Annotated in this window: 10 protein-coding genes and 4 pseudogenes; 7 read left to right on the top strand and 7 right to left on the bottom strand. The window is 39.8% G+C overall.

The window, feature by feature from the left end; translation table 11 throughout:
• Positions 1 to 191: 191 nt before the first annotated feature.
• From xisF to nifK, 4 genes and pseudogenes are all read right to left on the bottom strand, one after another.
• Entirely contained in the window at positions 192 to 1,598 is a 1,407-nt protein-coding gene (xisF, locus tag CDC37_RS15700; RefSeq protein ID WP_096622996.1) for a fdxN element excision recombinase XisF, read from the bottom strand.
• Positions 1,599 to 1,645: 47 nt separating this feature from the next.
• A complete protein-coding gene (locus CDC37_RS24415) occupies positions 1,646 to 1,795 on the bottom strand; it encodes a hypothetical protein (RefSeq protein WP_157780762.1) in 150 nt (49 codons plus the stop codon).
• 125 nt (positions 1,796 to 1,920) lie between these two features.
• A pseudogene (locus CDC37_RS15695) lies at positions 1,921 to 2,487 on the bottom strand (nitrogenase component 1); the annotation flags it as partial.
• 769 nt (positions 2,488 to 3,256) lie between these two features.
• Positions 3,257 to 4,342, bottom strand: a pseudogene (nifK, locus tag CDC37_RS15690) (nitrogenase molybdenum-iron protein subunit beta); the annotation flags it as partial.
• A gap of 123 nt (positions 4,343 to 4,465) precedes the next feature.
• Here nifK and CDC37_RS15685 point away from each other — a divergent pair.
• Entirely contained in the window at positions 4,466 to 5,854 is a 1,389-nt protein-coding gene (locus CDC37_RS15685) for a site-specific integrase (RefSeq protein WP_231943080.1), read from the top strand.
• A 438-nt stretch (positions 5,855 to 6,292) separates the two neighbouring features.
• On the opposite strand, the pseudogene CDC37_RS15680 reads toward CDC37_RS15685, so the two are convergent.
• Both CDC37_RS15680 and CDC37_RS25265 read right to left on the bottom strand, forming a co-directional pair.
• Positions 6,293 to 6,772 (bottom strand): annotated as a pseudogene (locus CDC37_RS15680) (DUF3364 domain-containing protein); the annotation flags it as partial.
• A 177-nt stretch (positions 6,773 to 6,949) separates the two neighbouring features.
• Positions 6,950 to 7,096: pseudogene (locus tag CDC37_RS25265) on the bottom strand (nitrogenase molybdenum-iron protein subunit alpha); the annotation flags it as partial.
• A 355-nt stretch (positions 7,097 to 7,451) separates the two neighbouring features.
• On the opposite strand from CDC37_RS25265, the gene CDC37_RS15670 reads away from it, so the two are divergent.
• The 6 genes from CDC37_RS15670 to CDC37_RS15645 all read left to right on the top strand — a co-directional run bounded on the left by CDC37_RS15670 (position 7,452) and on the right by CDC37_RS15645 (position 11,792).
• On the top strand, positions 7,452 to 8,750 hold the full coding sequence (locus CDC37_RS15670; protein ID WP_096622992.1) for a site-specific integrase: 1,299 nt from the start codon (positions 7,452 to 7,454) through the stop codon (positions 8,748 to 8,750).
• A gap of 100 nt (positions 8,751 to 8,850) precedes the next feature.
• The gene (locus CDC37_RS15665) at positions 8,851 to 9,366 is read left to right on the top strand and encodes a thermonuclease family protein (protein WP_096622990.1); all 516 of its coding nucleotides are present in this window, start codon (positions 8,851 to 8,853) and stop codon (positions 9,364 to 9,366) included.
• 314 nt (positions 9,367 to 9,680) lie between these two features.
• On the top strand, positions 9,681 to 10,259 hold the full coding sequence (locus tag CDC37_RS15660) for a hypothetical protein (RefSeq protein ID WP_096622988.1): 579 nt from the start codon (positions 9,681 to 9,683) through the stop codon (positions 10,257 to 10,259).
• A 263-nt stretch (positions 10,260 to 10,522) separates the two neighbouring features.
• Positions 10,523 to 11,002 (top strand): cupin domain-containing protein, encoded by a 480-nt coding sequence (locus tag CDC37_RS15655; RefSeq protein WP_096622986.1) that lies wholly within the window; start codon positions 10,523 to 10,525, stop codon positions 11,000 to 11,002.
• Positions 11,003 to 11,052: 50 nt separating this feature from the next.
• A complete protein-coding gene (locus CDC37_RS15650; RefSeq protein WP_096622984.1) occupies positions 11,053 to 11,469 on the top strand; it encodes a XisH family protein in 417 nt (138 codons plus the stop codon).
• The gene (locus CDC37_RS15645; RefSeq protein ID WP_096622982.1) at positions 11,457 to 11,792 is read left to right on the top strand and encodes a XisI protein; all 336 of its coding nucleotides are present in this window, start codon (positions 11,457 to 11,459) and stop codon (positions 11,790 to 11,792) included. Before CDC37_RS15650 ends, CDC37_RS15645 begins: the two co-directional genes overlap by 13 nt.
• 578 nt (positions 11,793 to 12,370) lie before the next feature.
• Here CDC37_RS15645 and fusA read toward each other — a convergent pair.
• The gene (fusA, locus tag CDC37_RS15640) at positions 12,371 to 14,461 is read right to left on the bottom strand and encodes an elongation factor G (RefSeq protein WP_096622980.1); all 2,091 of its coding nucleotides are present in this window, start codon (positions 14,459 to 14,461) and stop codon (positions 12,371 to 12,373) included.
• Positions 14,462 to 15,022: the final 561 nt, after the last annotated feature.

Raw genomic sequence — 15,022 nt, 5'->3', positions numbered from 1 at the left:
TGATTTATCTGATGGTTTTTATCCTGTATTTTATTTTTATCAGTATTTTGACAATCGTTTGATTAATAAATGTTAAGTAAATTACTAATTAATTCAGGGAGTAGCTGATATTGGGTTGCAGATTTTGTCATGCAGATTAACTAAAAATCATTACTGGTGGAGATTCTCAAGTGTTTTAGTTTCAGAAAAATCTAAAATCCAAAATAGTATAATTTCCAGACAACAGCGATCGCACCTTGGGAATCAACTTCTACTGCTTCCACAAATTCAGCCAAAAAGCACTGTAATTCCTCGTCATCTAGGGATTGCCAAAATGTGGGTTGAGATGCGATCGCAATTTTACGTTTGGCATTTTCCAATCCGTCTCGATCGATAACTGGAAGGGGTGTGGACAGTTGATTGATGGTGGATTCAATTTTGGCGATCGCGTGAATAATATCGGGGTTAGCACTACCTAGTCCCTGCAATACGGACAGTTCATGACTAAGTTTTTCCAGTTGTTTACTATTTTGAACCTGGGTGACTAATGATTGTTGTTGCAATTGATTTTCCAGATGTTCGATTAATTTCGGTGCATTTTTACACAACTCTGCAATCGTCTGAGCAATAATTTCCCGTAATCGCACACACTTGGAATTCTCGCAACTATACTGACCTGGTTTGCTGTAATTCACACAACGCATATATTCAGTGCGGGTACGGTGACGGGAAATATTCCGATACATACTCCCCCTGCAATGGGCACATTTAATTAAACCTGCAAGGGGATATCTACCACGACTGGAATTATTGGAACTGCGATATTTTCGATTTGCTGATAGTTTCCGGTGAATTGCTTCCAAGGTGGTAGGGGTAATCAAGGCTGGATGGGTATGAAAATTAATAATTGGTTCGCGGTTGACACCTGGTTTTGGTTTCATAAAATAGGCTGTATGCCCTTGCAAAGCCAAATTATTCAACCAATCCCGTAACCCAGACACCGAAAAAACCACATCATATTCAGTATAAATATAATCGCAAACATCCTTCAGCGATCGCATTTCTAAAACTAAATCCACAATTTCCCCCGCGAGTTCAAAGTAGGTTTTTCCGGATTTGCGATGAATATCCCGATTAGGAGTTAAGCGTTGGTTTTCATCCTTGCTATAGCCAAAGGGGGGTACACAAAACTTTAACTGTTGGCGAAAATACTCATTACCCTGTTTAACCCGTTGGGATAGTAACCTCGACTCAAACTCAGCCAACCCAGACATCTGGTTAATACTAAACCAACCAAAGGGACTATTGGGATCCACCGGTGCATCTAATACCCGCAAATTCACCTGATGCTTGACAAAAATTTCCATAGCTTTGTGAATCGTCATCACACTCCGACCCAACCGATCCACACGGGTAATAATAATTTCCCGAACCTGATTCTGTTCCACCAACTTCAACAACCGATTAAACTGCTTTCTAGCATCACTCCGTCCCGACTCAATATCTATCAATACTTGCGTTGCACCCGCAGTCTCCAATCTCGCAATTTGCTGATTAAGAGCATCAAACTCTTCAGCTTGTTCCTGGGTACTAACACGAGCATAACCATATACTTTCATAGAAGATTAGTTATTAACTTATCAATATCAGTAGACTAAATCATTAGCTAAAACTCACATAAATCACATAAATACTTAATCTGCTGTTGACGGCTAACAGTTAAAGGTAAGTAGGTAGGTGCAATTAAACATAAAACCATCATGTAACTAATAATTCGGCGAAAAGCCTTACCCCATACAGACGCGATATATCGCATCTCTCCCTGTACAGACGACCCGACGGGTCGTCTGTACTCCCTGTTATCCCTTCCCCACCTGTCTTTTCGGGTGCAGCTAGTCTACAACGTACAACAGCTAATCACAAAAGGTGTTGTTGTAATGACTCCGGTTCACCCGTTCCCACAACATACTCCAGCAAAGTTTCCCCAGCAGCACGATTTCCCAGGTTTTTACTACCAATAAACCCAGGAGAATTAACCGGGATTACAGGTGTGCCAATTTTTTTCTGTGCAGCTTGGCATACAGCATCCATATCTTCGCCAATGAGCGCGGTGACGCAGGTCGAGTACACAAAGATGGCTGCGGGGTTGTAACGGTGATAAATATCCAAGATAGCTTGATAGAGCTTTTTTTCTCCGCCGAAGATGACATCATTTTCGCTTAAATCCGTAGTAAACCCCATTTTGTAGAGCATCGGTCCGGAGGAGAGACTACCCCGACTACCCCAGGAATTACCAGCACAAGCAATCGGACCATGTACTAAATGAGCAGCATCGGTAATCGGAACCAGAGCAATCATCGCTCCATCGAAGGAACATCCCCCCTGTGCAGCACCTGGTTGAGCTTGTTGAGTACAGCTTTTATGCTTTTTTTCTCCACCTTTGAGGTGATTATGTTCACAACCACTTTCATTCAGTAGTTCTTTAATTTTGCCTTGAGTTAATTTCATGTTTGTTGATGTAAATCTAACTGTATGGGAGTAAATTAATAAGTGTGGTTAATGGAAATTAAGTTGAAGCTCACACCAATAGTTTAAATATCATTAGTAAATATTTTCCCTATTTTAAACAAAATTATGACGATAAAAAGTTAATAAATAGATGATTTGACAATTAACTGTTAGTCGTTAACTCTAAAGTCGGGTATCCTAGATAAACCCGACTTTTCGCTGCATATAAATCAATACGCTTGGTGTTAAAGATAACTGTAGGTTAGTTTGAGGCTTTGCATAGACTGTTGATTTTGTGGAAATTTACCCATAAGTTCACATAGTTTTTGTGATTATCTCGTCCCTATGCTCCGCGTGGGAACGCATTCCATAAGGCTCTGCCTCAAATCAGGAAGCAAAGCTTCCCTATATGTATCAACAGCCGGAGTATTGGAACATTTGTCCATGAATTTGCGACCCCAAAAAAGGTACAAAGTACACAGCTTAGGCTCTGCCTCTACATTCTTCAACCTAACCTACCTAAATAATCAGGCTTTTAAGTCTAACTGAACTGTATTGGCATATAAATTTCAATTTCAAACCTCAAATCCAGAAAAATATTACTATCAGGCAAGAAATGGTAAACAAAGAAAACCTCTAAAATTTCCACAGATGATCCTCAGAAACTTAGAGTAGCTTTCACACTACTCTAAGAATGATTTAATCGTGGTAGAAAACTAGATTATTCCTTTTATTTACCACATATAGCACGTCGCAAGTGATGACAAGATTAACGAACTAAGTCGAAGGAAATATCAGTTTCACCGGTAATATTGCTGTTGCGGTCCATTTCATCAAGAATAGTATTAACAACCCAGTTGAGTAGGTTTAAACCACCTTGATAACCCAGGGTAGCATAACGGTGTAAGTGGTGACGGTCAAACAAAGGATAACCAATCCGTACCATTGGAATTTTAGTATCACGCCACAAATATTTACCGTAGGAGTTACCAACAAAGAAGTCAACAGGTTCAGTAAACAACAGAGAGCGGAAATGCCATAAATCCTTCTGAATCCAAACAGTTGCACCTTGACCAAATGGACTTGCTTTGAGCATTTCTTCCATTTCTACTTTAAACTGTTCGTCACCATTGTTGCAAAGGATATGAACAGGTTCTGCACCCATTTCTAATAAGAAACTGGTGACACTGTAAATCAAATCAGGGTCGCCGTAAATAGCGAACTTCTTACCATGAACCCACGCATAGGAGTCAGTCATCGCGTCAACTAAACGACCACGTTCAATTTCCAATTCTTCGGGAATAGGTTTACCAGTAAGTTCCGATAAAGTCATCAAGAATTCATCAGTACCCTTAACCCCAAAGGGACGAACAACTTTAGTTGGTTGCTTCCAGGTTTTCTCAATATACTCACGGGTTTTGGGAGTAGTGTAGCGTTGTAAACAAACAGTTGCTTTCGCGTTAATTGTATCAGCTACATCTTCCATCGGTGTTCCACCTGGATACATATTGTACTCACCGTTATTGGGAGCATCAAAGTAATCGCTAGTATCTGAAACAATAGTGTGGTCAATACCCATCAAATCTAACATCCGTTTAACTTCCCGGTTGTTACCAACATAGGTATCAAAACCAGAAATGATGTTAATTTTACCGTTGCTCTTACCTTTTTTCCCTTCAGTTAAGGTACTGAGCAAACCTTTCATCATATTATCGTAGCCAGTGGTATGGGAACCAACGAAGCTAGGAGTATGAGCAAAAGGAACGGGTAATTCTTTAGGAATTGCACCAGCATTTTTAGCATTAGTGATGAATGCACCTAAGTCATCACCGAATATTTTGTTTGTAAGGGTTGATTTATGGTATTTTAAATGCACGAGAATACTGTTGTTGACAAATAACTTTTAAATAAAAGGTTTTTGGAAAACAGCAATATTTTGATTGGCATAGTTCCATAATATTGAAGCAAAAACTCAGCAATGCTTAACACAGAGCAACAACAGGGTGAGATTCCATCTACTGTCGTGAATGCAACTACGGACGGTACATACATTGGAACTATGAAGCATTTAGAGCAACAAGCTGCTAATAACCAAGAACAACTCAAAATAGCCATCAAAGAAACTAATGCACGCTTAAAAGCTGCAAAAGTGCGAGTTGCAATCGTCAAAATTGCTGGTAGTCTATATTTGCAAGCAACATTACCCCTCAAACCAACCGATTGCAATCAGCACAACGGAAAATCCACTAAACAGTATAAAATTTCCTTGGGAATACCAGCTAATTTCTATGGTTTAAAAACAGCTGAGGAAGAAGCTCATGAATTAGGACGTTTAATTGCTAGACAACAATTTGCATGGAACCAGAAATATTTAGGCAGTAAACAAGATAAATCCCTCAAAACCTTTGGAGAGTTATTAGATAGCTACGAAAACATATATTTTAGTTCCCGTCCCCGAAATATTAAATCAGAGGGGACTTTTTTTAAAAATTATCTAGTTGTGTTAAACCAATTTGACCGTAACTCCCTAGCCACACCGGAAAATCTCAAAAGACAGTTTGAAGCAATATCAAATGAAACTCCTAGCTGGAAACATCGTACTAGCATTGCCCTCAATTTATTCTGTAAAGAGTTTAATATTGATTTAACTGTTAGTTATAAACGACCAAAACCTAAACCCCGCAATATTCCCGATGACACAAAAATTGAACAAGGATTTTTTCTCTGGTCAGAATATGCTCAAAATAGACGCAACAAAAGACCAGAACAAGCAAATTATTGGTTAGTTTTTCGCTGGTTATATGGCATGTTAGCGACCTATGGTTGTCGTCCCAGAGAACTTTTTTTGTATCCTGATTTTGACCATTGGCTGTCAGATAATATTACTTGGAAAGTTCATCATTTAGGAAAAACAGGTCAAAGGGAGGCTTTACCTTTGCATGAATCATGGATAGAAAAATTTGATTTAAAGAATCCTGTAATAGTTCAGTTAGTCAAAGATTATATAAATAATCGTGATGACGTGAAAGGAATGCAGACCCTAAGTGCAGCCCTCTCTGATTGGTTTCATAAAGTCAAAGTCGGATTTTCTCCCTACGATTTGCGTCATGCTTGGGCAATCAGGGCCCATTTAATGGGAGTACCGATTAAAGCCGCAGCCGACAATTTAGGTCATTCAGTGCAACAGCACACAGAAACCTATCAAAGATGGTTTGGTTTAGAAAATCGCAAAAAAGCAATTAAACAAGCTGTGGGGAACAAAAGTGAGTTAGATTTAATGAAAGATGAAATCACTACATTACAAGCCGAGAATGATGCGTTGAATAATTTATTAACGCAATATCAAAATATATTCGGTTTAATTTAAGCTGTGTCTAATTCTAATCATATTAAATACCTAGTACAGGTTGGTGGAAGTATCTAGATCGTTTATCTGGTGACTATGCTCTGCGTTATCTCCTCAGCGCAAGTATGGGGAATAGGGGATTTAAGCTGTGTATCATACTAATATGAAATAGAATGGATAGTCTGTTAGGAAGATAGAGTAGACTATCCTATTTTTTTTGTTTAGGCTTTATGATGTTTGGATATATGATATACCTGATTATTTTTTGTGTTAAATAATAACTTTTTTCTGAAGTAATAAATTAAGAAATAAATAAGTTAAGCGTAGTTTTTAAAAACAAGTATTTTTATATGATTATCATCGTTTTTGTCAAGCATAAATAAGCAAAAAACAAGTAAAAACAATGGCTAATTCATCTTATTTATAGAAGTATCATGATTGAAATTAATAGGATGAATAGTCACCGATAACTTCCGCCATACAGGTAGTGCAAACAGCAATCATTTTCGGTTTATAAAGTTTATAAGCAACTTCTAAACCTTCAATCATGTTATTCAAACCACCGAAAACTGCTGCGTCTTCAGTCATTGAGGAAGAAACTGCCGAGCAAGGTTCTTTGTAGTGACGGCTAAGGTGAGTCCGGAAGTATGCAACACAACCTTGAGAACCTTGAACAAAGGGAAGGGTTCCTTGAATTCCTAAAGCTGCAAACATTGCACCTACAGGTTGACAACCTTTTGCGGGGTTAACGGTCAAAGCTTCACGGGCAAAGTTCTTTTCCCGGTATTCCCAAGATTTTGTCCATTCCGAAACCCGTTCAACTTCTGCATCGGTGTGAGCACCTTCAAACTGTTCCCGTTTGTTTTTGAACAGTTTGCGGTATTCTTCTTGTTTAAATAGGTCTAAGTGGTCAACAATTCTTTCTGGATTCTGTGGCATTGCTGTATCTCTTTGGGTTTTGGATTAATAAATAACTGAAGAGTTATAGGGGCTAGAATTCCTGAAAGTAGGGATTAGAGATTTTATAATCACTCATAACTTCTCTAGTCCCTAACCTCTACTACTAGCCCCTAGCTGGAATGATGGAAATTGCTAGAGGCAATACAAAGCTGACTATTAAGCAGCTTTTGCTTTAGCGCCTTTTTTCTTCCAAGGAGTCTCAATTAATCCCCAAGTTGGGCTGTTGAGGGCGATATCCATGTCACGAGCGAAGACAGCAAAGCCATCATAACCGTGATAAGGACCGGAGTAATTCTGGTGATGCTTGATGAATTTTCTGGGCAAAATGTTACTGATTATCGATATTAATTTAGTCTACTGTTTAGTCAGAACACTATTATTTTTAGACTCAATATAGGCTAATACTAAATATTAATTATAAGTGGTGTTGGAAAAACTTGAAGTTTTCGATGTGGAAAGGTGATTTTCCAGAAATCTATTCAGCGAAAGTCAATACGCAAAAATAGTGTGTAAGTATGAATTAGCTTTATCTAAGGGTGCAAATAAGAAAATATACAAAGAATTGGTGTTGCTTAATTAATACTAAAAAATGAATTTATCCTCCAATTCCGTGACGGCAAAATTAAATATGAGTTTTACATATTAGTGAAGGAAATACATGAATGCAAAATTATTAGGGGAATTGGCACAATTAAATCTGCGGTTAAAGTCTGCTAAAACGAGAGTGACTGTAAGGGAATCAAATGGAAGTCTGCAATTGCGTGCAACCTTACCAATCAAACCGGGGGAAGTTGATACACGGGGAAGGGAGAAGAAGCAGTATAATATTAGTTTGAATATTCCCGCTAATTTGGATGGTTTAAAAACAGCTGAGGAAGAAGCCTATGAGTTAGGTAAACTAATTGCTCGTAAAACCTTTGTTTGGAATGATAAATATTTAGGAAATGGCGCGAGAAAAAAAGATATTCCCACAATTGGCGAGTTGTTGAATAGGTTTGAAGAGGAATATTTTAAAAAGCATCAACGTACAACTAAGAGTGAACATACTTTCTTTTATTATTACTCCCGTACTCGAAGATTTACAAACCCAGATGATTTAGCGACTGCTGATAATTTAATTCATGCCATTGAGAAAATAGAGCAAGGATGGTCGAGATATAATGCGGTGCGGGCATTTTCTGCATTCTGTCTGACATTTGATATCGATATTGATTTATCTAAGTATTCCCAAATTCCAGAAAATAATTCCCGTAAGATTCCCACTGATGAGGAAATTATCGCTGGGATGAATAAGTTTGCTGAGTATTTAGAGTGTCGGGGTCATCAAGTTAATAAAAACGTCAAAGATAGCTGGCAACTTTGGCGATGGGTATATGGGATGTTAGCTGTATTTGGATTACGTCCACGGGAAATATTTATCAACCCAGATATTAATTGGTGGTTGAGTCAGGAGAATATAGATAGGACATGGAAGGTGGATAAAAATTGTAAGACAGGTGCAAGACAAGCTTTACCTTTGCATCCGGGATGGATTGAATTATTTGATTTAAGGAATCCCCTATATGTAGAAATGTTGGTGAATACAATTAGTCAAAAAAATCAAAATAACCATGCTGAAATTACAGCCCTCACTCAACGGGTAAGTTGGTGGTTTCGTAGGGTTGGATTAGATTTCAAACCCTATGATTTACGCCATGCTTGGGCAATTAGGGCACATATTTTAGGGATTCCGATTAAAGCTGCTGCTGATAATCTGGGTCATAGTGTACAGGTGCATACACAAACCTATCAACGCTGGTTTTCGTTGGATATGCGAAAATTGGCGATTAATCAAGCTTTGAGCAAAAAAAGTGATTTTGAGAAGCTCAAGGAAGAAAATTTGAGTTTAAAAGAGGAGAATCAATGGTTAAAAACGGAGTTGGAAAAATTAAGAGGATGTTTTAAAAGTCGATTTTAATATTTGGGAGTAGGGAATATTGTTTGATTCATGGGTAAAATGTGAATTTGTAATCCAATTTGGCAATACTTTTACTACTTACTCCAAAATCTAAAATCCCATGAGTAAATTATTACTAATATTCTTATTAATATTTATGGTTGGTTGTCAGTCTCCGAAACAGTTGGAAAAGCGGGTGTTACAGGTGCAAGCGGTTGGTGTTGTCAATGGTCATGTGTTTGAAGTGATGGGTTTGGGTGATCAACCTAATTTGATTTCCCATGTGCGCTTGATTGGGATTGAGAGTCCGGATATTCGTCAGCGTCCTTGGGGTGTAGAAGCGAAAAAACGTTTGGAAGAGTTGATTCTCAATCAAACTATTGCTTTGGAATTCGATCAACTAGCCAAAGACAGAAGTGGGAGAACTTTAGCCTATGTGTGGAAGGGTGAAGATTTGGTTAATGAATTATTAGTCAGGGAAGGATTGGTGTTAGCTGATGCGCGATCGCCAAATCATAGGTACAATTTACGTCTAGAACGAGCGCAACAATGGGCTAGGTTAGCTGGTAATGGCATTTGGAATCCTGATCAACCAATGCGTACTTCCCCTTGGGAGTTTCGACGGGAAAATCGTTAGTCTTCAGTTAAACTCAGAAATTAGCTTTTAATTCTTTCTTACCTTGGGGTGTGGGGAGTAGCGGGTCGGGAGTAGGGGAAGAAAATGCCTCAAAATTTTAGTAAAATGGTATGAAGGAGTAAGATAAAAAACACTTTCATGGGTTCTGGTGTACCCTGTTCTCTATTATAAGGCTAGTCTACGACAACGGCTACGCGTGCGCCTATGTGATGTCTACTCCCCACTCCCGTCACGGACTATTCCTAAGTTACTTGACTGTTGGTTTGATACTATTAAAAAAAGCCTGATTAGCAGCAATTAAGGGCAGAGGTATCATGACCAAGCGGAAGAAGAGTAATCGCCAATGGATAAAGGAAACCCTGGAACTTGCTCCTGACCATCACTGGGAAGGACCTGAAGGCTATAAAATATTTGTGGCAGGTCGAGGTGCTGTGCGCTTCAATGTTCCTCGTACCTGGATTTGTGAACCCCAGGATAATTCTTTTAAGTTTCTCGACAATAAACCTCCCAAGGATGATTGTTGTTTGGAGGTGTCCTATAATCATCTTCCTCCTAATGATTGGAGTCTATTTCCCCTGAAGGCAACTTTGAAGAAAATTATGAGGGAGGATAGTCGCAATCCCATCGAGATGAGTGAGGTGTTTACTGTTAAGCGACAAACAGCACGCATTATGTGGTGTCAAATCAAGTTTATTGATACCCAAGCTGAACCCAGGGAAGCCTATTCCCGGACTTGTGTTGGTTTGGGGTCTAATATTCAGTGTTTGATTACCTTTGATTTTTGGGTGGATCAAGCAGAACAATTAATACCTGTGTGGGATGAAGTCATGCGATCGCTCACCCTCGGATTATATATCCGCGACCCCCGCACTGGTTTGGCTTTTCCTGACTAATCGGTAATAGGTAGTCATAAGTCATGTGCAAAATGTATATCCGTATTCTCTAACTGGACTTAAACATTTTTGAGGCAGAAATCAGCTTCAAACCTATACAGGGGAAGGAAAATACACTACAGGCTCAAAAATGCTTGAAACCTAGATATCGCAAGAAACTATTCAAAATGATGTCAAAGTCTTGCTGTGTATACATTTGAGTAGTTTTTCCGGCTATTTTTTTTCTAAGTCCCACTAATCCAAAATCCAAAATCCAAAATCGAATGACCATCAGAACTCAGGAATTAATCGCAAAGTTAAAATTACAACCCCATCCGGAGGGTGGCCATTATCGGGAAATCTATCGCTCCCCATTACAGGTATTGCGTCACGGAGAACCACGTTCGGCTTTGACGACGATTTATTTTTTACTTTGTCAGGGTGAAGTCAGCCGTTGGCATGTGGTGGAGTCGGATGAGGTGTGGCATTTTTATGAAGGTGATGGGTTGGAGTTAATTACCTATAACCCTCAACAACAAAGACTAGAAAAGGTGATTTTAGGTGCCCAATTAGATGGATTTACCTCCGTACATGTTGTCCCGGCAGGTTACTGGCAAGCTGCCCAACCCTGTGGTAATTACGCATTGGTGGGGTGTAGTGTCGCTCCTGGTTTTGAGTTTATGGATTTCGGGTTTGTTGTGGACGAAGAAGACTATGAAGCGGCTTTTTTGGGGGATTTAGGGGAATATAAACATTTATTGTGATGGGGAAATTGGGTAATATATTGGGTGTCGAACATTAGTACTAAATCAAAATGTCTGGAAAGGATGTATTTCATGATGTAGTTAGGCGATCGCTGGAAAAAGATGGTTGGACAATTACAGACGATCCATTGCGTATTCTAGTTGAGGAGGTGGAACTTCTGATTGATTTGGGAGCGGAAGAATTACTAGCAGCAGAAAAGTCAGGTGCTAAAATCGCTGTAGAGATTAAAACCTTCCTACAAGCGTCAGCTATTTCCACATTTCACACTGCATTAGGGCAATTTCTTAATTATCAAGAAGCTTTAGAACTCGAACAACCAGAGCGAACTTTATATTTGGCGATTCCGAATCAAGCTTACAAAACCTTTTTTGCAAGGCGATTTGTACAAAGAATTGTATCTAAGTATCAGTTAAAGTTATTGATTTACGATCCAAAAAAGGAGGTTATAGTCGAATGGAGAAATTAGAAAAATATCGACAGTTGGTAAAAAAAATACTAGAAGAATATGCTAGTTATAAATTTTCATCGGGTGAAATCGAAGTAATGCCTATTTTTGATCTCGAACGAGATCACTATCAAGTCGTAAGTGCGGGATGGAAAGACGAGCAACGTATTTATGGCTGTTCGGTGCATATTGATATTAAGGATGGCAAAATTTGGATACAGCATGATGGGACTGAGGTTGGATTTGCAGATGAGCTTGTCAACCTCGGAGTACCTAGAGAGGATATTGTATTAGCATATCATTCACCTTTTATGCGGCAGTTTGATGGGTTTGCTGTGGGTTAGCACATACCGCATTCCGAGCGGGATTTGTGAAACTTACATGTAGGGTTGTTAACAGTCATCAGTCAACGGCAGGCTATTTTTCACGACTTAAATCGGATTGCCATAATACCGTTCGTTTTACTTTGGAGTTTATATATTTAGGGGAGCAGGGGAAGAAAATGTATCAAGATTTTCATGGCATAGTGTAACTTTACCTAACCAATAATAGTAAAGTTGATTGGTACATTTGGTATATTTATTTTCTCTATTCAAGAATAAAATCCCGGTTTTTTCTCAATATAAATACGGGAATGTAGTGATTCGTGTTGGCATAACTACCAAGAAAACGGTGTTGCTGCATTTGGGTATACATTATGATTATTTACATTTTGTATTGAAACCACAATCGTCATAGAGACGTAGCGATGCTACGTCTCTACATAACGTAAATTTTCAATTCATATTTCTATTCAGCAACGCCAAAAAAACAGGTGGGTGATGCAAGTATATCCAGAACAATAAAAAATCCCGACCGCCATCAAAACGATCGAGATTTGCCAAAAATTAATTAACAAAAACCAATTAAATCAAACTCAATCCTACTTAGCAGCAGCAGCTTCCCGTTCTTTTGTTTCCTTAATTACAGCTTCCGCAACGTTTGCCGGACAAGGTGCATAGTGGGAAAATTCCATAGAAAACTGACCACGACCAGATGTCATTGTTCGTAAGTCACCAATATAGCCAAACATTTCGCTTAGGGGTGCATCGGCTTTGATGCGTACACCCGTAGGACCTGCTTCCTGGGATTTGATGATCCCACGACGACGGTTTAAGTCACCAATTACGTCACCCATGTGGTCATCTGGTGTAAATACATCCACCTTCATAATTGGTTCCAGTAACTGGGGTGCTGCTTTGGGTAAGGTTTGGCGATAGGCTGCTTTTGCAGCAATTTCAAACGCGATCGCGGAAGAGTCTACGGGGTGGAATCCACCGTCTGTCAAGGTGATTTTCAGGTCTACGCAGGGGAATCCAGCTAACACACCTTTTTGGATACTTTGCTCGAAACCTTTTTGCACAGCTGGCCAATATTCCCTAGGAACGTTACCACCTGTCACCTTCGATTCAAATTGGAAACCACTTCCTGGTTCACCGGGTTCAATAATGTAATCAATTTTTGCGTATTGACCGGAACCACCGGATTGTTTCTTATGGACGTAACCGTCTTGAACTGCTTTCGTCACAGATTCACGGTAAGCAACTTGGGGTTTACCAACTTCCACTTCCACCCCGTGGGTACGACGCAGAATATCGACTTTAATATCGAGGTGTAACTCTCCCATCCCCTTAATGATGGTTTCACCGCTTTCCGGGTCTGTCTCCACTTGGAAGGATGGGTCTTCCTGTACCATTTTACCCAGGGCAATTCCCATTTTCTCCGCAGTACCTTTTTTGGTTGGTGTCACGGAAACAGAAATCACTGGTTCGGGGAATACCATCGGTTCCAAGGTTGCGGGATGTTTCGGATCACATAGGGTATGACCAGTTTGCACGTTTTTCATCCCTACAATCGCCACAATATCCCCAGCTTGAGCTGATTCAATCTCCTGACGGTCATTAGCGTGCATTTCCACCAAACGGCTAATCCGCTCAGTTTTTCCGGTCGCAGTATTAAGAACCGTATCGCCCTTATTCAACACACCCGAATACAACCGGGTAAATGTCAAAGCCCCGAAACGGTCATCCATAATTTTAAAGGCTAATGCCCGTAATGGTCGATTGGGATCAACAATGGCGTATTCCCCGGTTTCATTCCCTTCCAAATCAACTTCCGGTTGGGGTTTGACTTCGGTGGGGTTGGGTAGATAATCGACAACGCCATCTAGTACTAACTGCACACCCTTATTTTTGAAGGAGGAACCGCAGTAGGTGGGGAAGAAGGATAGATTAATAGTTCCCTTGCGAACACAGCTTTTAATCTCCTCGATGCTTAACTCCTCTCCTTCGAGGTATTTTTCCATCAAAGCATCATCCTGTTCCACAGCTGTTTCAATTAGCTTTTCGCGGTAGGCTTCCACATCATCCTTCATGTCCGCAGGAACTTCCTTGATTTGGTAATTCATCGGGTCCCCAGAATCATCCCACACCCAAGCTTTACGGGTCAACAAATCGACGACACCGACAAAATCGCTTTCTCGACCAATCGGTAATACCATCACCAACGGTTTGGCTGCAAGGATATCTTCAACCTGCTTAACTACTCGGTAAAAATCTGCACCAATCCGGTCAAGTTTATTGACGTAGATAATTCGAGCTACCTTTGAATCGTTTGCATAGCGCCAGTTGGTTTCTGATTGGGGTTCCACACCACCGGAACCGCAAAATACACCGATACCACCATCGAGAACTTTGAGGGAACGATATACCTCAATGGTAAAATCTACGTGTCCCGGTGTGTCAATAATATTGAATTGGTGGTCTTTCCAAAAACAGGTTGTTGCGGCGGATTGAATCGTAATACCTCGCTCTTGTTCCTGTTCCATGAAGTCAGTGGTCGCCGCACCTTCATGTACCTCACCGATTTTGTGGATTTTCCCGGTGAGTTTGAGGATTCGTTCGGTAGTGGTAGTTTTACCAGCATCAACGTGGGCGAAGATACCGATATTGCGATAACGAGTGAGGTCTTTCATATTTGATATTTACTTACTGCTTAATCCGTTGGTGACCACAAGAGAGTGGTACGATAGGGTGAATAAGGGTTGTCAAGGGAGCCAGCAAGGGCTGGTTTGCCATTACCGATAACATTCCAGATGACTTTGAATGTCTCAAAATGTTTGTAGTAATGGTTAACAATTTTTCATAATTATAGGTCAACCTGAGCGCGACAGGTTGGTCTTAGTCCAAAAAAGACCAAATTGCTAATTTATAATAATATCTTTATTTTTGGTACATGGTTTGAGGATTAAATTGGTATCTCGGCATAAGTTAGCATAGTTTTTCGCGACTGGGTATGTAGATGGGATATTCGACGGGGATTTTTTCGGGAAATTCCTTTGACTCGAAAATACGGTGCAGGGAGTAGCCTACATGTCTACATGTAAAGCTAACACCAGAACCGATAAAAAAAGTGATTTTTTCCCACTTCCGACTCACTACTCCCTATTTACAAGCGAGAACTAAACCATGTATATGTTTATATCAAGCTCAACCTGCGTGTTTAGCCCTATCTAAAGCATATGGGGGACTCTGCT

This window comes from Calothrix sp. NIES-3974 (genome assembly GCF_002368395.1).
Classification (GTDB): domain Bacteria; phylum Cyanobacteriota; class Cyanobacteriia; order Cyanobacteriales; family Nostocaceae; genus NIES-3974.
The sequence above is the reverse complement of the archived record's forward strand: the minus strand, read 5'-3'. Positions and strand labels throughout refer to the sequence as shown.